At 63.5% G+C, this 22,836-nt stretch carries 12 protein-coding genes and 3 pseudogenes; 6 read left to right on the top strand and 9 right to left on the bottom strand.

Annotation, left to right across the window (positions count from 1 at the left end; all coding sequences use genetic code 11):
- Positions 1–362 precede the first annotated feature (362 nt).
- Positions 363–1,526: a type III PLP-dependent enzyme gene (locus KI241_RS03995; RefSeq protein ID WP_042732281.1), complete on the top strand. Its 1,164-nt coding sequence runs from the start codon at positions 363–365 to the stop codon at positions 1,524–1,526.
- A gap of 48 nt (positions 1,527–1,574) precedes the next feature.
- Here KI241_RS03995 and KI241_RS03990 read toward each other — a convergent pair whose 3' ends face one another.
- The 4 genes from KI241_RS03990 to KI241_RS03975 form a co-directional block, all read right to left on the bottom strand.
- Positions 1,575–2,486, bottom strand: coding sequence for a hypothetical protein (locus KI241_RS03990; protein WP_212803411.1), 912 nt, complete (start codon positions 2,484–2,486; stop codon positions 1,575–1,577).
- 21 nt (positions 2,487–2,507) lie between these two features.
- Positions 2,508–4,778 carry an alpha-xenorhabdolysin family binary toxin subunit A gene (locus tag KI241_RS03985; RefSeq protein ID WP_212803410.1) on the bottom strand — a complete coding sequence of 757 codons (2,271 nt, stop codon included), beginning with the start codon at positions 4,776–4,778 and terminating at the stop codon, positions 2,508–2,510.
- A 216-nt stretch (positions 4,779–4,994) separates the two neighbouring features.
- Positions 4,995–5,705 (bottom strand): tetratricopeptide repeat protein, encoded by a 711-nt coding sequence (locus KI241_RS03980; RefSeq protein ID WP_042729977.1) that lies wholly within the window; start codon positions 5,703–5,705, stop codon positions 4,995–4,997.
- A 57-nt stretch (positions 5,706–5,762) separates the two neighbouring features.
- Positions 5,763–6,443, bottom strand: coding sequence for a Fe2+-dependent dioxygenase (locus tag KI241_RS03975; RefSeq protein ID WP_042729968.1), 681 nt, complete (start codon positions 6,441–6,443; stop codon positions 5,763–5,765).
- 211 nt (positions 6,444–6,654) lie between these two features.
- Here KI241_RS03975 and KI241_RS03970 point away from each other — a divergent pair, with 211 nt between their 5' ends.
- Together KI241_RS03970 and KI241_RS27950 are read left to right on the top strand one after the other, a co-directional pair.
- Positions 6,655–8,973, top strand: coding sequence for a TonB-dependent siderophore receptor (locus tag KI241_RS03970; RefSeq protein WP_212803409.1), 2,319 nt, complete (start codon positions 6,655–6,657; stop codon positions 8,971–8,973).
- 269 nt (positions 8,974–9,242) lie between these two features.
- Positions 9,243–11,767: pseudogene (locus KI241_RS27950) on the top strand (sulfite reductase flavoprotein subunit alpha).
- A 134-nt stretch (positions 11,768–11,901) separates the two neighbouring features.
- Here KI241_RS27950 and KI241_RS03960 read toward each other — a convergent pair.
- On the bottom strand, positions 11,902–13,443 hold the full coding sequence (locus tag KI241_RS03960) for an alkaline phosphatase D family protein (RefSeq protein WP_123578247.1): 1,542 nt from the start codon (positions 13,441–13,443) through the stop codon (positions 11,902–11,904).
- An 84-nt stretch (positions 13,444–13,527) separates the two neighbouring features.
- Here KI241_RS03960 and KI241_RS28035 point away from each other — a divergent pair.
- Positions 13,528–13,617: pseudogene (locus KI241_RS28035) on the top strand (metal ABC transporter ATP-binding protein); the annotation flags it as partial.
- A gap of 26 nt (positions 13,618–13,643) precedes the next feature.
- Here the strand turns inward: KI241_RS28035 and KI241_RS03955 are convergent.
- The 3 genes from KI241_RS03955 to ptsP are packed head-to-tail and all read right to left on the bottom strand — an operon-like array spanning position 13,644 to position 19,205.
- A complete protein-coding gene (locus tag KI241_RS03955) occupies positions 13,644–15,386 on the bottom strand; it encodes a PTS fructose-like transporter subunit IIB (protein ID WP_042729971.1) in 1,743 nt (580 codons plus the stop codon).
- A 13-nt stretch (positions 15,387–15,399) separates the two neighbouring features.
- Complete coding sequence (gene pfkB, locus KI241_RS03950; RefSeq protein ID WP_042729972.1) at positions 15,400–16,341, bottom strand: 1-phosphofructokinase; 942 nt, start codon at positions 16,339–16,341, stop codon at positions 15,400–15,402.
- A complete protein-coding gene (gene ptsP, locus KI241_RS03945; protein ID WP_212803408.1) occupies positions 16,341–19,205 on the bottom strand; it encodes a phosphoenolpyruvate--protein phosphotransferase in 2,865 nt (954 codons plus the stop codon). The genes pfkB and ptsP overlap by 1 nt, the downstream gene beginning before the upstream one ends.
- A 288-nt stretch (positions 19,206–19,493) precedes the next feature.
- Between ptsP and cra the strand changes: the two genes are divergently transcribed.
- Positions 19,494–20,489 carry a catabolite repressor/activator gene (gene cra, locus KI241_RS03940; protein WP_042729974.1) on the top strand — a complete coding sequence of 332 codons (996 nt, stop codon included), beginning with the start codon at positions 19,494–19,496 and terminating at the stop codon, positions 20,487–20,489.
- A 3-nt stretch (positions 20,490–20,492) separates the two neighbouring features.
- Positions 20,493–21,268 (top strand): annotated as a pseudogene (locus KI241_RS03935) (TatD family hydrolase).
- A gap of 95 nt (positions 21,269–21,363) precedes the next feature.
- Here KI241_RS03935 and KI241_RS03930 read toward each other — a convergent pair.
- A complete protein-coding gene (locus KI241_RS03930) occupies positions 21,364–22,518 on the bottom strand; it encodes an integrase core domain-containing protein (protein WP_244868261.1) in 1,155 nt (384 codons plus the stop codon).
- Between the last annotated feature and the right edge of the window lie 318 nt (positions 22,519–22,836).

Raw genomic sequence — 22,836 nt, 5'->3', positions numbered from 1 at the left:
CAGCGAGCGCCGTCATTGACCGATCCAGGGGAACATCAATCTGTCATGCAGGTCGGTTACATCAGGAGCTGTCGCCGCCCGCACGACGGATGTGTGCAAAAACGCGACATTTTTAGTTGATCTCAGGCCCCTCACGCCCTAAAGTTCGCGCCGAACGTCCATGCTGGAAACGATCCATCCGGCTCAAGTACTGACGACGAGACAGCAAGGCCAAGGGCATCCCGCAGCCCATGGCCTTTTTGCTTTCGGCGGCAATGCCTTGGGAAGTAGGCGAACCAAAGTGGGGATACGGAGGACGTTCACGAAGGCTACCCGGCCTTCACACCCATTGATCCTGATGTTTGCCAGTAGGAGTCCCAAGTATGTCGATCCAGGTCGAAGATTATTTCGCGCGCGAAACTTTCCAGAAGATGAAAGCGTTCGCCGACAAGCAGGAAACCCCGTTCGTGGTGATCGACACCGCGATGATTGCCCAGGCCTACGACGACTTGCGCGCCGGTTTCGAGTTCGCCAAGGTCTACTACGCCGTGAAGGCCAACCCGGCGGTGGAAATCATCGACCTGCTCAAGGAAAAAGGCTCGAACTTCGACATCGCCTCGATCTATGAGCTGGACAAGGTCCTGAGCCGCGGCGTCACGCCAGACCAGATCAGCTACGGCAACACCATCAAGAAATCCAAGGACATCCGCTACTTCTACGAGAAGGGCGTGCGCCTGTATGCCACCGACTCCGAAGCCGACCTGCGCAACATCGCCAAGGCCGCGCCGGGCTCGAAAGTCTATGTGCGCATCCTCACCGAAGGCTCGACCACGGCTGATTGGCCGCTGTCGCGCAAATTCGGCTGCCAGACCGACATGGCCATGGACCTGCTGATCCTGGCCCGCGACCTGGGCCTGGTGCCCTACGGCATTTCGTTCCACGTCGGCTCGCAACAGCGCGACATCAGCGTCTGGGACGCCGCGATCGCCAAGGTCAAGGTCATCTTCGAGCGTCTCAAGGAAGAAGACGGCATCGTGCTCAAGCTGATCAACATGGGCGGTGGCTTCCCGGCCAACTACATCACCCGCACCAACAGCCTGGAAACCTACGCCGAAGAAATCATTCGCTTCCTCAAGGAAGACTTCGGCGACGACCTGCCGGAAATCATCCTGGAACCGGGCCGTTCGTTGATTGCCAACGCCGGCATCCTGGTCAGCGAAGTGGTGCTGGTGGCGCGTAAATCGCGCACCGCCGTCGAGCGTTGGGTGTACACCGACGTGGGCAAGTTCTCCGGCCTGATCGAAACCATGGACGAAGCCATCAAGTTCCCGATCTGGACCGAGAAGAAAGGCGAAATGGAAGAAGTGGTCATCGCTGGCCCGACCTGCGACAGCGCCGACATCATGTACGAGAACTACAAGTATGGCTTGCCGCTGAACCTGGCCATCGGTGATCGCCTGTACTGGCTGTCGACCGGTGCCTACACCACCAGCTACAGCGCGGTGGAATTCAATGGCTTCCCGCCGCTGAAATCCTTCTACGTATAAATCGACGCCCGTCAGAACGTTCCCACGCACCTGCGTGGGAACGGTCAATCACCCCGCCTCCACTCGCAACGGCATCGCTCGCAAGGCGTGGGCCATCGCCCTCAATTGCGCCAGCGGATAGGCCAACTGAGCGAACGAAGCCCTTGCCCGGCGCAGACTCTGCTGTCGATCATGGGTTTGCAGTTCGAGCTTCACCTGGGTCAGGAAATACCCCAGGCGATGGCACAGGTCGGCAATGTTGTTCGCCGCCGACGTCGAACGCACATAGAGCCCGTTCAAGGCCCTCAGGTGTGCTTGCGCCAATGCCTTGCGCTGCGCCTGGGAATGCTGCGCACCCGCATCGTACTGCATGCCGGGCAGGCTGATCCGCCCCAAGGCGTAGTAGACCTCGATCTTGGGCACCGGCCCATGACAGGCACAGAGCCTGAGCGTCAACGAATCGATGAAACGCACGAACAGACTGTGGATGGTCTGTGAGACGCTCACAATCAACGCCTTGAGGCGAGCACCCGCGGCCGCACATTCATCCAGCCGCCGACAGAGGTTGTCGATCAGCTGCATGACGCTGGCGGTGCGATTGCTCCCCTGTGCACCGACGTTGACCGGCGAGAAGCGCGACGGGTCGAGGTCGCCGAGCAACGGGGGATCGGTCACCAGCATGGCATCCCGGGCCACCTGCTCGAACTCTGCCACGAAGGTGGCGGTTTTCTCGACCAGCCGATGCACCATGAAACCCAACGACGGGACCACACAGACAATCGCGTTCCAACGGTTTTCATTGTCCGTCGCGGCGCGGGTCAGTGCCTGCGCATCGGGGGGCGTCAGCAACACATGCCCCGAGCGACGATACAGATCGGATAACTGCTCGATTTCCGCCAGGCTGCACGGCAGGTCGCTCAGGAAACCGATGTATTCGCCCAACGCCGAGAAGTGTTTCTCGTCCAACAGAAAATCGACCATGATCCCTCCCCGCCGTGGGCGTCATCCATGCAGCGCCAAGGGCAAGGCCAGCGGCGCCAGGAATGCCATGAACCGCTGCGCCTGGTGGATCAGGTCGAGGCTGCGCTGCTCTTGCGCCAGGTAGGCATTGGCCTCGATCAACCGGGCGAACGAGCGGTAAGCCGCGACCACGCCCTGGTATTGGCCCACATAACGCTGGCGCTGATCGTCGATGCCATGAATGACCCGGATGAACTGGACCTTGCCCTTCAGGGCGTTGAGCTGGCTGTGGAGCTTGTCGATATCGGCGTCCAGCGCCTGGATTTTCCCGGCCAACTGGTCGCGTGCGCGCACCAGGTCGAGGAAGCGAACCCCTTCGCCGACCTGCACCAGGGTCTTCTTGAGCTGCTCGATCGCCTGCATGACCAACTGCACTTCCGGTGGCGCGATACCGAGTTTCGTCATGTGCTCCAGGGTCAGCACCAGGTCGTTGCCAATCGCTTCGATACCACCCGTCTTGAGCAGGCCGATGGCGTCGCTGGCCAGGCCACGGGCCTTTTGACGCTCGGCCCGCTCGTCTTCCAGACGTTTGAGGCCAGCCTCGACGCGGTGTTGTTCGCGTTCCATGTCTTCGACGAAGCCCAAGCTCAGGCGTCGGTCGAACACGTCGCGGATGGTCGACAACTGATCGCTGAGCTGCCGGGTGGACTGCGTCACGCAGCGACTCATCTGCGCCAGCTCCCCGGCGCGGTCCGCCTCGATGTCCTGGACATCCTGCTCGTCCAAGGCGCTTGCCAGCTCCTTGTCCAGCGCCTGCAAGCGACGCACCCGGCCTTCGAGGGCCATCCGGGTGCTCAGCGCCACCTCTTTGAGCACATCGCTGCTGTTGTCCACGCCGAGCACCAGGGCATCGAACCGCTGGTGCAGTTGCGGCAGGTAATTCCAGCGAATGAACAGCACGCGGGATTGAATGGCGCCGTCCCTCATGAGCCGGTTGCTGTCGGCCAGGATGCCGGTATCGACCGTCGGGTAATCGGTGCTCGGCAGCATGGCAAACGCGGCGCGTGTCCTGATGCCATAGACACGCTCGTATTCCTCGTCGGCTTCCTTGAACACCGCGATCAGGGCATCCGCATCGTGCTCGATCTGCTTCCACGGCGAGGCCACTGCCCGGAAGGCCTGCATGAACAGGCGCAGCCTGAGGGCATCAGTGATCTTGGCCACCGCATCCTGGGAGGACTGGATGTAAAGGTGCATGACATTCCAGACGTGCATCAGGTTCTGCGTGGCGATGTCGGCGTCGATCGCCACCAGTTCAAGGCCTTGCAGGTCATGTTTGACCCGGCTCAGGGAACCCAGGGTCTGGTGTTTGCCCCGCAGCTCTTCAATGGCCGCTTCCTGCTCCTGGTACAGGCGGTTTCGTTCGGCGCGGATGTTTTCGGCCTCCACCCCCAGGTAAATGGCCAGCGCCAGGCCGATCAGGTTCATGCCCGTGGCCGCACCGAGGGACCGCTCCACGGCATTGGCGTATTCGGTATTTTTCTCTTCGATGCGCAAGGCCCGGTCATCGACCTGTCGCTTGAGCATCTCGACTTCGGCCGGCAACAACGTACTGCCGATCAAGCTGAGGCGTAGTTTGATCTCCGGCAGGATGTGCTGGCGCAAGTCATAGCCAAAGTAATCCAGTGCCAACTTGATGCTTTTAACGACCTTGAGATTATCCCCCACTTTCTTGTAGATCTGATCCAGGTAGTAACCGATGTCTTCCACCGTACCCGGCGGCAAGTCAATACCGGGAAACTTACCCCCCAGCTCCAACTCCAGTTGTTTTAGCTGTTCCAGGGTTTCAATATTATTTTTATCCAGTAACCGGGCGGCCCGGACATCGTCATAGACTTCCTCCATGGACCTTTCGTAAATGGCCATGCTGGCGGCAAACAACTTCAGTTGGCTGCCGGTCAGCATGATCGATTCACGCAGGGGCGACCAGCGGCGGGCGTGGGTACGGGTGGCGCGGAAGGTCTTGACGAAGTCGTCGACGCGCAGCCCCGCCCCGCCCCCGGCAGGATCACCGAAGTTCAGGTAATCCTTCACATCGGCCACGTGATAGGGCAGCGCCAGGGCAGCCGACTCATACTTTCTCAGGTCGATGATCTGTTTCTTGGTCAGCAACAGGCCCTTGCCACGGGACTCGCCTTCCTGGGTCGGTGCCGAGGCGTTGGACAGCGTCTTCGGCGCCAATTGCGCAAACAGGGTGATCTCTTCGGACGAAGCATCTTCAAGTGCCTCGCTCCACACAGCATGGGTATTCATAATTAATCCTTTAATTATCGATTGACCGACAACCATTAACTAAACGCTGCCGAACGAAGTACAAGTTACATACAGCCGCTCGGACACTAGTCGATCGAAGCAAATGAAGTCAAAGCGCGAAAACAATGCAAACATTAGCGGATACTACAAACCCGCCAACCGCTTATAGCAAGCGACGACATTCAAGTATGAATAGATAAATAACCCGTTCGGCTATTACGCAACGGCACCTTGATCCAATACCGCGATACGCGCCTGATAGGCCTCGACCAAAGGCTGCAACACCGGCATCTGTGCCCGGGCCAAGGTGTGCACCGCCACCCGCAGGAAATTGAGATTGCCGCCCTCCAGGGCGCGCCGCAGCCAGGCCAGTCCTTCGTCGACCCGGTGGCCGGCCAGCAACACGCAGCCATGGCTGAACTGCCCGCGAAAATCACCGCCTTCGGCTGAACGTCGATACCACTGGGCCGCGGCAACCGGGTCCGCTGGACAGGCACGCCCCTCTTCCAGGTAACGGCCCAGCAGGTTCATCGACTTCGCGTGCCCCTGTTCGGCGGCACGACGGTACAGACGCAGCGCCTGGCCTTGGTCCTCAGGTACACCACGCCCGGTCGCCAACAGGTTGGCGTAGTTGTACATCGCCCAGTCCAGGCCTGCCTCGGCGGCCTGGCGATAATGCCTGGCGGCGATCGACGCATCGGCGGTGCAGCCCCAGCCGTGTTCATGACAGCGCCCGAGCATGTTGCGCGCCATCAGGTGCCCGCGCCCGGCGGCAATACTGAACCAGCGCAGGGCCAGCGGCCCATCGCGGCTGATGCCCTGGCCGTCGAGCAGGATCTGCCCGAGCAGGGCCTGGGCTTCGAGCACCCCCTCACGGGCGGCGACCAGGATCGCCTGGGCGGCCCGCGCCGGGCTTTCGTCGAGCATGGTCGTGAGCGCATCAGTGTCGAGCACTTCCTGGCGGCGCAGACGAAAGTCCGTCACTTACACCTCGACCCAGCGGCGCAGCAGGTTGTGATAAGTGCCGGTCAGGCGAATCAACGAGGGGTGATCGGGCATGTCCTGGGTCAGTTGCTGGATCGCGCCGTCCATTTCAAACAGCAGCGCCCGCTGGCTGTCTTCGCGCACCAGGCTTTGGGTCCAGAAGAACGAGGCATAACGTGCGCCGCGAGTGACCGGGGTGACCTTGTGCAGGCTGGTGCCCGGGTACAGCACCATGTCCCCGGCCGGCAACTTGACCCGCTGGGTGCCATAGGTGTCCTGGATTTCCAGTTCGCCGCCGTCATAGTCCTGCGGATCGCTGAAGAACAACGTGGCCGACAGGTCGGTGCGCACCCGCTCGGCACTGCCCTTGGGCTGGCGCACCGCGTTGTCGATATGAAAATCGAAATTGCCGCCCGCCGTGTAGCAGTTCACCAGGGGCGGGAACACCTTGTGCGGCAGCGCGGCCGACATGAACAACGGGTTTTTCCACAGCCGGTCCAGCATCGCGGCACCGATCTCCTTGGCCAGCGGATGGCCCTCGGGCAACTGCAGGTTGTGCTTGGCCTTGGCCGACTGGAAACCCGCCGTGACCTTGCCGTCCGCCCACTCGGCCTGCTCCAGCGCCTCGCGGATGCGCTGCACTTCTTCAGGAGAAAACACGCCGGGAATGTGCAGCAACATGGCATTTGGACCTGTGGATAAAATGGGGCGCCAATGGTAGTGATTCTTATTGGCTGTGCACAACCCCCGTCGATGTCGCACCTGGGAGCACCCGTAAAGGCAAATTGTAAAGAATGTAAATTCCTCTCAAATAGCAATATTTCGCAATTGATACAAAACCCTGTTTACCCTATATTCCGCGGCCTCGAATCCTTGGGGGAAGGAATTTTTCATGTCGCGTCAACCCACACCATCACCGGTCAACTCACCTCGCCTGTTGGCGTCGGCCATCGGCGTCGCCCTCAGTGCAACGTCCGCGACGCACGTGGCCCAGGCCTCGCAGGACACCGATGAGAACGCTCCGCGCAACGCCATCGCCCTGGACGCCACCCGCATCACCGGCCAGGGCCTGGACGCGACGTCCTATCAGGTCGAAAAAGCCTCTTCCCCGAAATACACCGCGCCGCTGGTGGACACGCCACGCTCGGTCACCGTCATCCCGCAGCAGGTGCTCAAGGACACGGGGGCACTGAACATGCAGGACGCGTTGCGCACCGTGCCCGGCATCACCTTCGGTGCCGGTGAAGGGGGCAACCCTCAGGGCGACCGTCCGTTCATCCGCGGTTTCGATGCCCAGGGCGACACCTACCTCGACGGCGTGCGCGACACCGGTTCGCAGAGCCGCGAGATCTTCGCCGTGGAATCGATTGAAGTGAGCAAGGGCCCGAACTCCGCCGTCGGCGGGCGCGGTGCCGCAGGCGGAACAATCAATCTGGTCAGCAAGAAAGCGCACCTGGGCGACAGCCTCGACGGCGGCTTCACCTGGGGCTCGGACCAGACCCAGCGCTACACCCTGGACGGCAACTATCAGTTCAGCGACACCGCCGCCGGCCGTCTCAACCTGATGAGCCATGAAAGCAATGTCGCCGGCCGCGACAAGGTCGACTACGACCGCTGGGGCATCGCGCCATCGCTGGCGTTCGGCCTGGGCACCGATACCCGGGTCAACCTCGATTACTACCACCTGGAAAGCAATGACCTGCCAGACTCGGGCATCCCCTACACCGTACCGGCCTCGGGCCGCACGGCCGACCGCACCAAGGCCAACCCGGACAAGCCCAACGACGGCGGCGACAGCAGCAACTTCTACGGCCTCACCGACCGGGACTTTCGCAAGACCCGCACCGACACGGCCACCTTCGCCATCGAGCACGATTTGAGCGACGCGCTGACGCTCAAGAACACCCTGCGCCACGGTTCGAGCATGCAGGACTACATCCTGACCCAGCCTGACGACAGCAAGGGCAACGTCAACAACGGCACGGTCTGGCGCCGGGCCAATAGCCGCGTGAGCAACGTCGACACCACCACCAACCAGACCGACCTGTTCGGTGACGTCTACGTCGCCGGCTTCAAGAACAGTTTCTCCACCGGGATCGAGCTGAGCCGCGAGAAAGGTGAAAAGTCTTCCTACACCGTCAACACCGACACGGTGCCGGGGACCACGGCAGCGAACACCAACTGCACGCCGTCGATGGTCGGCGCGTCGAGCGGCTACAACTGCACTTCGCTCTCCAACCCGAATCCCAATGACCCGTGGAACGGCACGATTGCACGCAACTACGCCGGCACCGACACCACCAGCGTCACCCGCGCGCTCTATGTGTTCGATACCCTGGAGCTGTCGCCGCAATGGCTGGTGAACATGGGCTTGCGCTACGACCATTTCGACACGAAGTACAAGACCTACAACGCCGCTGGCACCACCACGTCCAAGGGCGATGACACCAGCGAGTTCATCACCGGCCAGTTCGGCCTGGTCTGGAAACCGGCGGACAACGGCAGTCTCTACGCCTCGTACGCCACATCGGCCACACCGCCAGGCAACATGGTCGGCGAAGGCACCGAAGGCAACCCGTTGGGCGGCACGCCGGACCGCAGCGGCAACCTGCTGGCCAGCGACATGGAACCGGAAACCACCAAGAACTACGAGATCGGCACCAAGTGGGACCTGCTCGACGCCCGCCTCTCGCTGACCGCGGCGATCTTCCGCACGGAGAAAGACAACGCCCGGGTCCAGGTCGACACCACCACGTACGAGAACGCCGGCAAGACCCGCGTCGACGGCCTCGAACTGTCGGCCAGCGGCAAGATCACCGATAAGTGGCAGGTCTTCGCCGGCTACAGCTACCTGGACAGCAAGCAAGTCGATGGCGGGCCGATGAGCACCACCGACGGCAACGAACTGCCGAACACGCCGAAGAACAGCGCCAGCATCTGGACCACCTACGCGCTCACCTCGAAGCTGACCATTGGCGGCGGCGCGTTCTATGTCGACGACGTGTTCGGCAGCGTGGCGAATACTACCCAGGTCGACGCCTACGTGCGCTACGACGCGATGGCCAACTACAAGGTCAACAAGCACCTGGACCTGCAGCTCAACGTGCAGAACCTGACCGACGAAACCTACTACGACAAGGCGTTCTCGACCCACTTCGCCAACCAGGCGGCCGGGCGCACCGCGTTGCTGAGTACCAACTTCCACTTCTGATTGGAGCCAGGAGCCCGGCTCAATGGTCAGCCTGAGGAGCTGTGGGAGCGGGCTTGCTCGCGAAGACGGCGGGTCAGTCGACGAACAGGTTGCCTGACACTGCGCCTTCGCGAGCAAGCCCGCTCCCACAAGATGACCATTCGCTCCACGCATAAAAGCCCCACTCATCCGCATGAGTGGGGCTTTTATGCGTGTTTATGAATGGTTCTCGATAACACACGGCATAATGCGCGCCGTGATGAACAGTAATGAATGAACGAGGCGGCGACGTGTTGAAGAAAACCCTGTTCCAGTTGCACTGGTTTTTCGGCATCAGTGCCGGGCTGGTCCTGGCGTTGATGGGCATCACCGGGGCGATGGTGTCGTTCCAGGACGAGATCCTGCGGGCGTTGAACCCCCAGGTGCTGACGGTCGAGAAACAACCGGCTGGCGTGCTGCCCCCCGCCGAGTTGGTGGAACAGATCGAAGCCGCGTCCGGCAAGACCGTCGCCATGCTCTGGGTCGAGACCGACAACGGCAGCGCCGCGCGGGTGATCTTCACCGCGCCGCCCGGGGAAAAGCGCGGAGCCATGCGCTATTTCAACCCCTACACCGCCCAGTTCATGGGTGACGTGGTAGGCCAGGATTTTTTCGGCCTGATGCTCAAGTTGCACCGCGTGTTGACCCTCGACGAAGTGGGCCGGCAAATCACCGGCGCCTGCACGTTGATCCTGGTGTTCTTCTGCCTGTCGGGCTTGTACCTGCGCTGGCCACGCCAATGGCGCAACTGGCGCGCCTGGCTGACCCTCGACTGGGCCAAGAAGGGTCGCAGCTTCAATTGGGACCTGCACTCGGTGGCCGGTACCTGGTGTCTGCTGTTCTATCTGCTGGCGGCCCTGACCGGGCTGACCTGGTCCTACGACTGGTACAACAAAGGCGTGACCCGCCTGCTCTCCGATGCCCCCAGGAAGAACGCGCGCGCAATCGCGGCCCGGCGCCTGAGGGCCCGCCGCCGGTGGCCGACTACCGCGCCATTTGGAGCAGCATCTACAGCGCGGCCGGCCCGGACTTGTCCGCCTACAACGTGCGCATGCCGCCCGTGGCCGGGCAACCGGCCACGGTGTTCTACCTGCTGAAGAACTCGCCCCACGACCGGGCCCTGAACCAGCTCATGCTCGACCCGGCCACCGGCGCCATCAGCCGGCACAGCCGCTACAGCGACAAGAGCTTCAAGGCGCAATTGCTCACCAGCGTCTATGCGTTGCATGTCGGCAGCTATTTCGGCCTGGTCGGGCGGATTCTGGTGACGGTCGCCGCCCTGGCCATGCCGCTGTTCTTCATCACTGGCTGGTTGTTGTACCTGGACCGGCGCCGCAAGCAGCGCCAGGTCCGGCAGGCTCGCCAGGAACTGGTTACCCAGCCGGGCGCCGGGCCGGCCTGGCTGATCGGCTTCGCCAGCCAGAGCGGCTTCGCCGAGCAGTTGGCCTGGCAGACCGCCGGCCAGCTCCAGGCCGCCGGGTTACCGGTCAAGGTCCAGGCTCTGGCCGGGGTCAGCGAGCAGGACCTGAGCAACGCCACCCACGCGCTGTTCGTCGTCAGCACGTTCGGCGACGGCGAAGGGCCGGACAGTGCCCGCGGTTTCGAACGCAAGGTACTGGGCCGCGCCCTGAGCCTGGAACGCCTGCAGTACTCGGTGCTGGGCCTGGGCGATCGCCAGTATGAACACTTCTGCGGGTTCGCCCGGCGCCTGCACACCTGGCTGTCGGCCCATGGCGGAAGGACGCTGTTCGCCCCGGTGGAAGTCGACAGCGGCGACCCGTACGCCCTGCGCCACTGGCAGCAACAGTTGGCCGACTTGACCGGCCAGGCGCCCGCCGACACCTGGCAAGCGCCCGCCTTCGAGCCATGGACGCTGAGCCAACGCACCCTGCTCAACCCCGACAGCAGCGGCGCAGGCGTGTACCTGCTGGGCCTCACGGCGCCCGGCCCGAGCAGTTGGCTGGCCGGTGACCTGGTGCACGTGCTGCCGCGCAATGACCCGTGGGCCATCGAGCACTTCCTCGACGGCCTCGGCATCGCCGGCCACGCCCGCGTCCAGCTCGATGGTTTGACCCAGACGCTCGAACAGGCCCTGGCCACCCGCCAACTGCCGGAAAACCGCGCCCACCTGGTGGGCCTGCACGCCCAGGCACTGGTGGATGCCCTGGCACCGCTGGCGATGCGTGAGTACTCCATCGCCTCGATCCCGGCCGACGGCGTGCTGGAGCTGATCGTGCGCCAGGAGCGTCACGCCGACGGCAGCCTGGGCATCGGTTCCGGCTGGCTCACTGAACATGCGCCGCTGGGCAGCGCCATCAGCCTGCGGGTACACCGCAACAGCAGCTTCCACCTGCCGCCCCAGGGCGTGCCGATGATCCTGCTCGGCAACGGCACCGGCCTGTCCGGCCTGCGCAGCCTGCTCAAGGCCCGCGTCGCCGAAGGCATGCAGCGCAACTGGCTGCTGTTTGGCGAGCGCCAGCGCGAACATGATTTCCACTGCCGCGATGAGTTGCAGGAATGGGTCACCTCAGGCGACCTGGAACACCTGGACCTGGCGTTCTCCCGGGACCAGGCCGAGAAAATCTACGTCCAGGACCGGTTGCGCGAATCCACCGCACGGCTCAAGCAATGGCTGGCCGACGGCGCGGTGATCTACGTCTGCGGCAGCTTGCAAGGCATGGCATCGGGCGTGGACCAGGTGCTCAACGAGGCGCTGGGACGTGAGGCCGTGGAGCAACTGATCGAACAGGGACGCTATCGGCGGGACGTCTACTGACCGCCCAGGCAACACGATCCCCTGTGGGAGCGGGCTTGCTCGCGAATGCGTCGTGTCAGTCATGCATCTATCAACTGACACACCGCTTTCGCGAGCAAGCCCGCTCCCACAGGGGAATCCCGGTCAGCCTTGGGTCAAACCGGCTCCAACTTCTTCTCGAACACCGCCACCCCTTCAAGATCCCGCAACACCACGCTCATCGCCCCGCTCTGTCCGTCGATGTTCACCTCGCCAAAGAACTGGTAGCCGGCAAACGGCGAGGCGTTTTGGGCAGGCGGCGCCTTCTGGAACACCACTTCGGGGCCGAAGGTCTTGTCCAGGGCGTTGGGGCCGAAGCTGCCGGCGTTCAACGGCCCGGCGACGAATTCCCAGAACGGCTCGAAATCCTGGAACGCCGCCTGTTCCGGGTGATAGTGATGGGCCGCGCAATAATGGACATCGGCGGTGAGCCAGACGTAGTTGCGCACCTGATGCTTGCGCAGGTAGCCGAGCAGTTCGGCGATTTCCACTTCCCGGCCCTGGGCCTGCCCCGGGTCACCGTTGGCCACCGCTTCCCAGCGCGGCACGCCGGGGCTGACCTCGCCATCGGGCACGCCGAGGCCGATGGGCATGTCGGCGGCGATGACCTTCCATTGGGCCCTGGATTGCTTCAATTCGCGCTTGAGCCAATTCAACTGCTCGCGCCCGAGGAACGGCTTGGCCGCGCCGAGGTTGGCGTCGTTGGCTTCGCGGTAGCTGCGCATGTCGAGCACGAACACATCCAGCATCGGCCCGTAGCCGAGCTTGCGATAGATCCGCCCACCGTTATCGGCCTTCTGCAGGCGCATCGGCGCGTACTCCAGCCAGGCCTGCCGCGCACGCCCCACCAGGCTGTGGATATCCTTGGTCTGGTAGCGCTCGTCCAGTTGCTTGCCGGGCGACCAGTTGTTGACCACTTCGTGGTCGTCCCACTGCCAGATCTGCGGCACCTCGGCGTTGAAGCGCCGCACGTTTTCATCCATCAGGTTGTAGCGGTAGTTGCCGCGATATTCATCCAGGGTCTCGGCGACCTTGCTCTTGGCTTCGGTGGTGAGATTGCGCCAGACGCGGCCACCTTCGGTGGTGATTTGCGCCGGCACCGGACCGTCGGCGTAGATGGTGTCGCCGCTGTGGATGAAGAAGTCCGGCAGGCGCAGGCGCATGGCTTCGTAGATGCGCATGCCGCCGATGTCGGGGTTGATGCCAAAGCCCTGGCCGACGGTGTCGCCGCTCCAGACAAAGCGAATGTTGCGTTTGAACTGCGGCGCGCTGCGCAGATGGCCGAACCAGGGCTCGCTGGCGACGCCGCTCTGGGCATCTTCAAAGCGCACCCGGTAGAAAATCGCCTGGTCGGGCGGCAAGCCGGTGAGCTCGACCCGAGCGGTGAAGTCGCTGCGGCGGTCGGCCAATGGCGAAACCACCCGCCGCGGATTACGAAATTGGCTGCGGGTGTCCCACTCCACCACCATCCGCGCCGGGCGGTCGCTGCGGCTCCAGATCATCGCCCGATCGCCCTGCAAATCGCCAGACTGCACACCGTCGGTCAGCACCGGGCGATCCTTGACCGAAGCCATCACCACCGGCGCCAACCCCGGCAACAATAATCCTGCGCCCACGGCCTGTATCACACGACGCCGGTCCCGGTCGAATTCGCTCATGGTGTTCTCCCTTGAATTAGGGAGACTTAAGCATGGGTGTGTTAATCGGGTGTGACAGGTTTTATAAACACGCCATAACCCCCTGTGGGAGCGAGCTTGCTCGCGATGGCAGAGTGTCAGATGACATCATCGTCAACTGACACACCGCTATCGCGAGCAAGCTCGCTCCCACAGGGGGGGTTCAGTCTTCTGGAACGTAATCAGGCCTTGGCCGGCTCCAACGCCATCTCCACCGCCTCCGGCCGCTTGAGCAGCGCATACGCCACCCCGGTCACCAGGCTCCCCGCCACGATCGCCAGCAAATACAACAGCGCATGGTTGATGGCGTTGGGGATCAGCATCACGAACAGCCCTCCGTGGGGCGCCATGAGCTTGCAGCCGAAGTACATCGACAGCGCACCGGTCAACGCACCACCGGCGATGCTGGCCGGGATCACCCGCAGCGGGTCCTTGGCGGCGAACGGGATCGCACCTTCGGAGATGAAGCACAGCCCCAATACCAGCGCCGCCTTGCCGGCCTCGCGCTCGGTCTGGGCGAACTTGCGGCGGGCGATGAAGGTGGCGATGCCCAGGCCAATCGGCGGCACCATCCCGGCGGCCATGGTCGCGGCCATCGGCGCATAGCTTTGCGATGCCAGCAGGCCCACCGAGAACGCATAGGCGGCCTTGTTGATCGGTCCGCCGAGATCGATGCACATCATCGCGCCCAGCAGCACGCCCAACAGAATGGCGTTGGTGGTGCCCATGCTGTCGAGGAAATGGGTCAAGCCTTCGAGCATGCCCGCCACCGGTTTGCCGACCACGTAAATCATCACCAGGCCGGTGAACAGGCTCGCCAGCAGCGGGATGATCAGGATCGGCTTGAGCGCTTCCAGGCTCTGGGGCAAGCGTGCGTAGCGATTGATCGCCTGGGCCGCATAACCGGCCAGGAAACCGGCGATGATCCCGCCAATGAAGCCGGCGCCTAGGGTACTCGCCAGCATCCCGCCGATCATTCCTGGCGCGAGGCCCGGACGGTCGGCGATGGAATAGGCGATGTAGCCAGCCAGCAACGGCACCATCAATTTGAAGGCGGTATCGCCACCAATCTGCATCAGGGCGGCGGCCAGCGTGCCGGGTTCCTTGAAGGCCGTGATGCCGAACACGAACGACAACGCAATCAACAAACCACCCGCCACCACCATCGGCAGCATGAACGACACGCCGGTCAGCAAGTGTTTGTAGACCCCGGTCTTCTCCGACTTGGCCGGGCCGGCGGCGCTGCTCGAAACACTTTCCTGGCGGCCTTCAACCAAGGCCTTGTTCAGCGTGGCTTCAGCCTGTTTCAGGGCAATGCCAGTGCCGCAACGGTAGATTTTCTTGCCGGCGAAACGCTCGGTGGCGACTTCAATGTCAGTGGCCAGCAGCACCACATCGGCCTCGGCAATGGCTTCGGCGCTCAGCGGATTGCGCGCGCCCACCGAGCCCTGGGTTTCCACTTGCAGGTCATAACCGAGCTTCTTCGCGGCCTGCTGCAATGCCTCGGCGGCCATGAAAGTGTGGGCAACGCCCGTCGGGCACGCGGTAATGGCGACCAGGCGCGGCGCCCGTTCGGCCGAAGCGCCCGGCGCCTCTTCCGCCACCTGCGACTCGACCAACACCTGGGCTTCTTCGGCGCCGCGCCGTAATAGCGAATCGACGTCTTGCAGGGCCTGGGCCGGGGTACTGCGGAACAGGCGCTTGCCGACGAACCGCGACAGGTCCACCGGTCCGGTGGCCACCAGCAAGACCCATTCGGCCGCTTCGAGGGTTGCCGCCGACAATTGGCGCTCCGGATGAGCCGCGTCATGCACCTCGACGCTGGTGCTCCACCCTTGGCGCTGCGCCGCCGCATCCAGCAGGCGGGCGCACAACACACTGGTGACCATGCCGTTCGGGCAGGCCGTCACAATGGCTAATTTCATCTCGCGAACCCTCTTATTGTTCTGTCAGGGGGCGCACGCGCACACCCTGTTCAAGCGACGCCAGCAGCGCGGTGTCGCGAATGCCGAAACCGATCTGCGTGACCGCCATGGCCGCGATGGCGGTGGCGGTGCGCAGGGTCTGCTCCGGGGCTTGCGCACCCAGCAGGCCGTGCAGCATGCCGGCCAGCAGCGAGTCCCCGGCGCCCACCGTGCTGGCGACGCTGACCTTGGGCGGCGTGGCATGCAGGGCCGAGCCGACGCTGAACCAGTTCACGCCATCGGCACCGTGGGAAATCACCACATGGTCGATGCCCTGGGCATGCAGGCGCTGCGCCGCTTGCGCCTGGGCCCGCTCACTCACCACCTCGCACCCCAGCGCATCGGCCAGTTCCTCGGTGTTCGGTTTGATCAGCCACGGCCCCGCCGCCAGCGCAACGCGCAAGGCCTCGCCACTGGTGTCGAGTGCGACGTTCAGGCCGAGTTCCTTCAAACGTGTGATCAAGGCCTGCAACCACTGCGGGCTGACGCCGCGGGGCAAGCTGCCCGCCACCACCACCGCGTCGTGGCCGGGGGCGATGTGTTCCAGCCGATCGAGCAACGCTTGCTGCGCGGCGACGTCGACCACAGGTCCGGGACCGTTCAGGTCGGTGATGCGTCCGTCCTGTTCGGCCAACTTGATGTTGCTGCGGGTTTCACCCGGCACGCGAATAAAGGCGTCGGCAAAACCGCGCTGGGTGAACAGCGTCTCGAACGCCTGGGCATTGTCCTGGCCGAGAAAGCCGCTGACCGTCAGCGTGTGGCCGAGATCGGCCAGCACCTGGGCCACGTTCACGCCCTTGCCGGCGGCATGGGTGTGCATGCCGTCGCTGCGGTTGACCTGGCCCGGTTCCAGGCGCGCCAGTTCCACCGTGAGGTCGAGCGCCGGGTTGAGGGTCAGGGTAAGAATCTTCGCCATTACAGCGCCTCCACTAATGCGCGCACGTCATCGGCGCTGCCCACGGCCAATGCCTCCTGGGCCAGGGTTTGAACGTGCGCAAGGCTCAGCTCGCGCACACGTGCCTTGACCTCGGCGATGCTGCGGGCCGAAACGCTCAACTCGTCCACGCCCAGGCCCACCAGCACCGGCACCGCCAGCGGATCAGCCGCCAGCTCGCCGCACACGCCGACCCACTTGCCCTGGGCATGGGCGGCGCGCACGGTGATGTCGATCAGTTGCAGCACCGCCGGGTGCAAGCCATCGGCCTGGGCCGACAAGGTCGGGTGACCACGGTCGATGGCCAGGGTGTATTGGGTCAGGTCGTTGGTGCCGACGCTGAAGAAGTCGACCTCCTTGGCGAGCACCGGCGCCAGCAATGCGGCGGACGGGACTTCGATCATGATCCCCAGTTGCAGGTCCGCCACCGGGATTTCCTGGCGCAGGCGTTCGGTCATGGCCCGGGCCTGGCGCCATTCGTCGACGCTGCCCACCATCGGGAACATGATCCGCAACGGACGATCGTCGGCCGAGCGCAGCAAGGCCCGCAGTTGCGCTTCCATGACCTGCGGGCGCTGCAAGGTCAGGCGAATGCCGCGCACGCCGAGGAACGGGTTTTCTTCTTTCGCGATCGGCCAGTACGACAGTGGTTTGTCGCCGCCGACATCAAGGGTGCGCACCACCAGCGGCCGGCCGGCCAGGCCATCGAGGACCTTGCGGTACTCGGCTTCCTGGGTCGCTTCGTCCGGCGCCTGGGTGTGGGCCATAAAGATCAGTTCGGTGCGCAACAGCCCGATGCCTTCGGCGCCCTGCTCCACCGCGCTGCCGACACCGGCGCTTTCACCAATGTTGGCGAACACTTCCACGGCGTGGCCATCGCGGGTCAACGCCGGCTGGTGACGCTGCTCGGCGGCCAGCTTGAGGCGCTGCTCGCGGGTGTCGCGTTCCTCCTTGGCCCGTTGCAGGGTGGCGGCGTCGGGCTCCACGTGCAGGCGACCGCGCTGGCCGTCGAGCAACAACGAGGTGCCCGGCGCCAGCAACAACACCGCCTCACCGGCCCCCACCAACGCGGGAATGCCCAAGGCGCGGGCGACGATGGCGCTGTGGGCCGTGGCGCCGCCGCGGGCGGTCAGGATCCCCGCCACCCGGTTCGGGTCCAGGCGCGCCACGTCGGATGGGCCGACTTCGTCCATCACCAGGATGTAGGGTTGCTCGGGTTCGTTCGGGGTTTCGACGCCACACAACTGCGCCAACACACGGCGGCCCACGTCGCGCAGGTCGGCGGCGCGCTCGGCGAGCAAGGCGTCCTGCAAGGCTTCCTGTTCTTTCGCGGCGGCTTCGATCACGCCCATCCAGGCGGCTTGCGCACTCTCGCCCAACTTCAAGCGGGTGTCGACTTCGTCCGTCAGCTCCGGGTCGTCGAGCATTTCCTGGTGGGTGATGAAGATCTCGCGAATGGCCTTGGCCTTGGCGCGCTCGATCAACCCCTCGATGTCGCGGCGCACCTGGCCCAGTGCGTTTTGCAGGCGCTCACGCTCGATGGCCGCCGATTCACCGCGCAGCGGATAATCGATGGCTTGCAGCACCTGGATGTGGGCCGGGCCGATGGCAATACCCGGCGCCGCCGGCACGGCCTGGATCAGGCTGCCGGCTTCGGGCGCCAGCACCACGGTCGCGACGTCGGCCATCGGGCTTTGCTCGGGCGTCGTTGCGGGCGGCAGCGGCTCGACCTCCTCGCCCAGGCCTTCCTCGACGGCCGCCAGCAAGGCCGGCAACGCATCGGCGGCAATGCTTGGCTCGGCCACGAACTCCAGGACCTGGCCGCGCCGGGCCCCCAGGCTCAACAACTTGCTCAGGCTCTTGACCGACACGGCGCTGTCCTGGCCGTCGGCGATGCGCACGCGGATTTCGCCGTCGAAGCTTTTCGCCAACTGGGCGAGGATCTTCGCCGGGCGCGCGTGCAAGCCGTGGGCATTGGCCAGGCCGATGCGTGCGCTGGGCCAGTCGGCAGGCAGTTCACCGCCGAGCACTTCCAGCACCTTGCGGCTGCTGGTGGCGCGACCCAATTCGTGACCACGACCTTCGATCAGCAGCGCGCAGAGCCGCTCCAGCAAGCTCTGATGGGCCTCGCCGAGACTGGCGAGGCAGAACAGGCCGCTCAACGGCTGGCCCAGGTAACGGATGGGCTTGTCCGGAGTCACGAAGGCCAGGCCCGGACGCTTGACCGTCTGCTCGCTGTGCAACCACCACAGGCCATCGCCCAGGGGCAGCGCCTCGACCTGTTGCAGCACACCGGCGAAGCCATTGCTCACGCAATCGGCCTGGCGCAACAGACGAGCGCCGCGCCATACCAGCTCTTCGAAATCGTCGGCCGACACGCCCAGGCCGATCATCTGCGCGTCCAGGGCCAGTTCCTGCGGCGCGCCTTGCAGCAGCTTCAGCAACGCTTCGGCAGACCCGGCCCGGCGCAAGGCCTGGCCCAGGTCCGTCTCGCCAAGGGCGCGGGTCAGCAATTGCAGGAGGCGCAGGTGCTCGTCGGACTTGGCCGCGATGCCGATGGCCAGGTAGACAATCTGCCCGTCGCCCCAGTCCACGCCTTCGGGAAATTGCAGCAGGCGCACGCCGGTGGAGTAGACCAGGTCGCGGGTTTGCGGAGTGCCGTGGGGAATGGCGATACCTTGGCCAAGAAAGGTCGAGCCCTGGGCTTCGCGAGCCTGCAAGCCGGCGAGGTAGCCGTCAGCCACCAGGCCATCGGCCACCAGTTTGTCAGCGAGCAATTGCAACGCAGCGTCTTTATCCACGGCTGTCTGCGCCATGGATATCTGCTCTAGAGTGAGCTCGAGCATGCCTTCTCCTTTTTGGCGTCCGGTCGGCGCCAGGTATTGTTTTGAAAGAATCAGCTTAGCGTTGCAGGACAGCTTTTGGCGGTATCGCGGCAGTGCGGCCAAAAAATCCTGCTAGCCTTGAAAATACGCTTGCTGAAACGTTTAATCTAGAAAGATTGGCACGTTACTCGATAATCTCTCATCCTTGAAGTGCAACTTGTCGTCAGCCATCGGCAGTGACCTTCGGCACGAATCGGGTAGGATGGCCCTCATTGTCGGGTCAAACCCGGAAAAACAAGGAAAAACCGGTTGAAACTCAGTGATATCGCCCAGTTGGCCGGTGTGTCCGTGACCACCGCCAGCTATGTCATCAACGGCAAGGCCGAGCAGCAACGCATCAGCAACGCGACCGTCGAGCGGGTGCGTGCGGTGGTCGAAGAACACGGCTTCACGCCAAACCCCCAGGCCGCCGGGCTGCGCAGCCGGCATACCCGCACGCTGGGCTTCATCCTGCCTGATCTGGAAAACCCCAGTTACGCACGCATCGCCAAGTTGCTGGAACAAGGCGCCCGGGCACGGGGCTACCAGTTGCTGATCGCCAGTTCCGACGACGCACCCGACAGTGAACGGCAATTGTTGCAGCTGTTCCGCGCCCGGCGCTGCGATGCGCTGATCGTCGCCAGCTGCCTGCCGGCCGGCGACGACAGCTACCAGCAGTTGCAGGCCAAGGGCATCCCGATCATCGCCATCGACCGGGTGATGGAGCCGACGCAGTTCTGCTCGGTCATCAGCGACGACCGCCAGGCCAGCCTGCACCTGACCCGCAGTTTGCTGGAAACGAACCCTCGGCAGATCGCCCTGATCAGCGCTCGCCCCGAACTGAGCATCAGCCAGGAACGGACCGCGGGTTTTCGCGATGCACTGGCCGGCTTCGAGGGCCAGGTGCTGATCGAACATGGCGAGTCTTTCAGCCGTGAATGCGGGCGCCAGTTGATGGATGAAATGCTCGCCCGCCTGGGCCACTTGCCCGACGCGCTGATCACCACGTCCTACGTGCTGCTGCAAGGGGTGTTCGACGCCCTGCATGATTTCCCGTTGAAGTCGCGTCCGCTGCGCCTGGGCACGTTCGGCGATACGCAGTTGCTGGACTTCCTGCCGCTGCCGGTCAACGCCATGTCCCAGCAGCACCAGTTGATCGCCGAAAAAGCCCTGGAGTTGGCACTGGCGGCCATCGAGAACAACGACTACCAACCTGGCGTGCAGGCCATTGCACGGACGTTCAAGCAGCGCATTCATCAGGGCTGAGGCATGCAGCTGATCGACACCCATACCCACCTCGACTTCCCCGACTTCGACGCCGACCGCCCGGCACTGCTCGCCGAAAGCCGCGCCCTGGGCGTGCGGCAAATGGTGGTGCTGGGGTGTATCGGGACAACTGGCAGCGGGTCTGGGACCTGGTGCAGAGCGACCCCGACCTGCACGCCGCACTGGGCCTGCACCCGGTGTACCTCGAACAGCACGGGGCCGAGGATGTCATGCACTTGCGCGACTGGCTGGCCCGCCTCGCCGGGCATCGACAATTGTGTGCGGTGGGCGAAATCGGCCTGGACTACTACCTTCAGGACCTGGACCGCGAGCGCCAGCAGGCGCTGTTCGAAGCGCAACTGAACCTGGCGGCAACCTTCGGACTGCCGGCGCTGATCCACGTACGGCGCAGCCACGCCGCCGTGATCGCCACGCTCAAGCGCCTGGCCAACCCACGGGCGGGGATCATCCACGCCTTCGCCGGCAGCCTCGAAGAGGCCCGCGAATACATCAAGCTCGGCTTCAAGCTCGGCTTGGGCGGCGCCGCAACCTGGCCCCAGGCCCTGCGCATGCATCGGGTACTGGCCCAACTGCCGCTGGAAGCGGTCGTACTGGAAACCGATTCCCCCGACATGGCCCCGGCCATGTACCCCGGCCAACGCAACACCCCGGCACACCTGCCGGCCATCTGCCAAGCCCTGGCCGAAATCATGGCAGTGCCCCCCGAACAACTGGCCAAGGCCAGCACGGCCAACGCCCGAGAATTGTTCGGCTGGTGAACTGAGCGGCTCGTTGCCATAGGGGAATTGTGTACTGCTGGGAGAGATTGGTCGGTTGCCAGGCCGCTTTCGCGGTGTAGAAACGGACACATCCTTTACAATTGAAACCGGGGACATCGTTTACGTTTCTGTTGGCTTGAAAGGCGGCTTTCGCCGCTTTTCAGCCTACCTAAAAGGTAGCTGCAGAGGTAAATATCCCACACATCATCGTCCACTTCTTTGAGTCCTAGCGCCTCACCGGCCAGAGATTCGCTGACGAAAATCATCTTGCCTTTCCATTTCATCGACCCGTTCTGCCTAACCATACGGATCGTCATGTCCGCCGCGTAATCCGCCTCAGGCACGCGCCCATCGTACTGCCGCTTTGATGGCTCATAGAGGTCCGCAGGAACTTTCATCTCTAGGGCCTTGTGAGGTCGCACGTAATTGAATTCCTGTCGAAACTGTTCGAATGCCAGCTGTTGCTCCACCAGGTTACGTTCAGGTGCATGAAGCAAAGCAGCCTTGAGTGTTCGATGCATGCGTTCGTGACGGCCATTCTGGTCAGGCCGCCCCGGCTGGATTCGCTCCGGATGAATCCCTAAACGTATCCACCACGCGGCCAGACTGGATATGCGTGAAATGCCGGTAGAGGCAAAAGGAGAGCCGTTATCTGTGCGGATTACGTCAGGTAAACCGTACTCCCGAAACGCCCAGTCAAATCCTTCGCGGGCACCGGCAACGCTGCCTTGTGCTCTGCACAGCAATAGAAATCGGCTGACGTGATCGGTAATGGTCAGAGGGTAACAACGTTGGCCGTTCTGAAGCGCGAAGTCGCCTTTGAAGTCTGCGGCCCATGTCTGATTAGGCCCAGTGGCGTCACGCAGCGGATTTTTTCCTGCTGGCGGTCGATTGAGGAAACGGCGCTTTTGCACCAGACCTGCTCGCTTAAGCCACTCGCCTGCCGTGCTGACTGTGGGCCAAGACAGGTCTGGATGGTCGATCTTAAGGTTATGCACCAACTTCTCAGGCCCCCAGCTGTGATGCTCGCGCTTGTACGCGATCAGCAGCTCAAGCACCTCGTCGCTGATTTTGAAAGGGCTCGTATGCGGGCGCCGTGACAGCTCCTTTAGCCCATCAATGCCGTGCGCCTCGTAGCGTGCAAACCATTTGTCCAAAGTGGGTCGGCTGAGCCCGTAGTGACGGGCCAGCTCGCTCTTGGAGTAGCTGCCTTGCAGCCAGTCGCCTATGAGTTTGATTCGTTGATCCATCGGGGACTCTCGATTCCAGGGCATGGTCAGGCACCTCCTGACCGTATTTATGCACCTGTAAACGATGTCTCCGGTTTAAAACGTAAAGGATGTCCCCGGTTTCTACCCGGGCAAGCCCGCTCCCACAGGGGATTGAGGTATAGCCGCGAGAGTTAGGCCGCCTCGCGCAGGCTTTTGATCCTGCTTTTGATCTTGGGCCCCATTAACCACAAGGGCCGAACGCAGGCATTGCGTAGTGGGCATCCCGGCATGGAGGCCGGGATAGCCGCGCTGGGCCATGGAGGGCCCTTCGCGGCGGGCCCACGGAGCAATGCCTGC

It is taken from the genome of Pseudomonas sp. Cab53, from assembly GCF_018325965.1.
GTDB classification, from domain to species: domain Bacteria; phylum Pseudomonadota; class Gammaproteobacteria; order Pseudomonadales; family Pseudomonadaceae; genus Aquipseudomonas; species Aquipseudomonas chlororaphis_E.
Note: the sequence above shows the minus strand (reverse complement) of the source record. Positions and strands in the feature narration are given on the sequence as shown.

Coding starts and splice junctions, on each gene's coding strand:
- KI241_RS03930 (WP_244868261.1), bottom strand. CDS start 22,518: ATGGATCAACGAATCAAACTCATAGGCGACTGGCTGCAAGGCAGCTAC.
- KI241_RS03960 (WP_123578247.1), bottom strand. CDS start 13,443: ATGAGCGAATTCGACCGGGACCGGCGTCGTGTGATACAGGCCGTGGGC.
- pfkB (WP_042729972.1), bottom strand. CDS start 16,341: ATGGCGAAGATTCTTACCCTGACCCTCAACCCGGCGCTCGACCTCACG.
- KI241_RS03985 (WP_212803410.1), bottom strand. CDS start 4,778: ATGAATACCCATGCTGTGTGGAGCGAGGCACTTGAAGATGCTTCGTCC.
- KI241_RS03980 (WP_042729977.1), bottom strand. CDS start 5,705: ATGCTCGACGAAAGCCCGGCGCGGGCCGCCCAGGCGATCCTGGTCGCC.
- KI241_RS03995 (WP_042732281.1), top strand. CDS start 363: ATGTCGATCCAGGTCGAAGATTATTTCGCGCGCGAAACTTTCCAGAAG.
- ptsP (WP_212803408.1), bottom strand. CDS start 19,205: ATGCTCGAGCTCACTCTAGAGCAGATATCCATGGCGCAGACAGCCGTG.
- KI241_RS03970 (WP_212803409.1), top strand. CDS start 6,655: ATGTCGCGTCAACCCACACCATCACCGGTCAACTCACCTCGCCTGTTG.
- KI241_RS03975 (WP_042729968.1), bottom strand. CDS start 6,443: ATGTTGCTGCACATTCCCGGCGTGTTTTCTCCTGAAGAAGTGCAGCGC.
- KI241_RS03955 (WP_042729971.1), bottom strand. CDS start 15,386: ATGAAATTAGCCATTGTGACGGCCTGCCCGAACGGCATGGTCACCAGT.
- KI241_RS03990 (WP_212803411.1), bottom strand. CDS start 2,486: ATGGTCGATTTTCTGTTGGACGAGAAACACTTCTCGGCGTTGGGCGAA.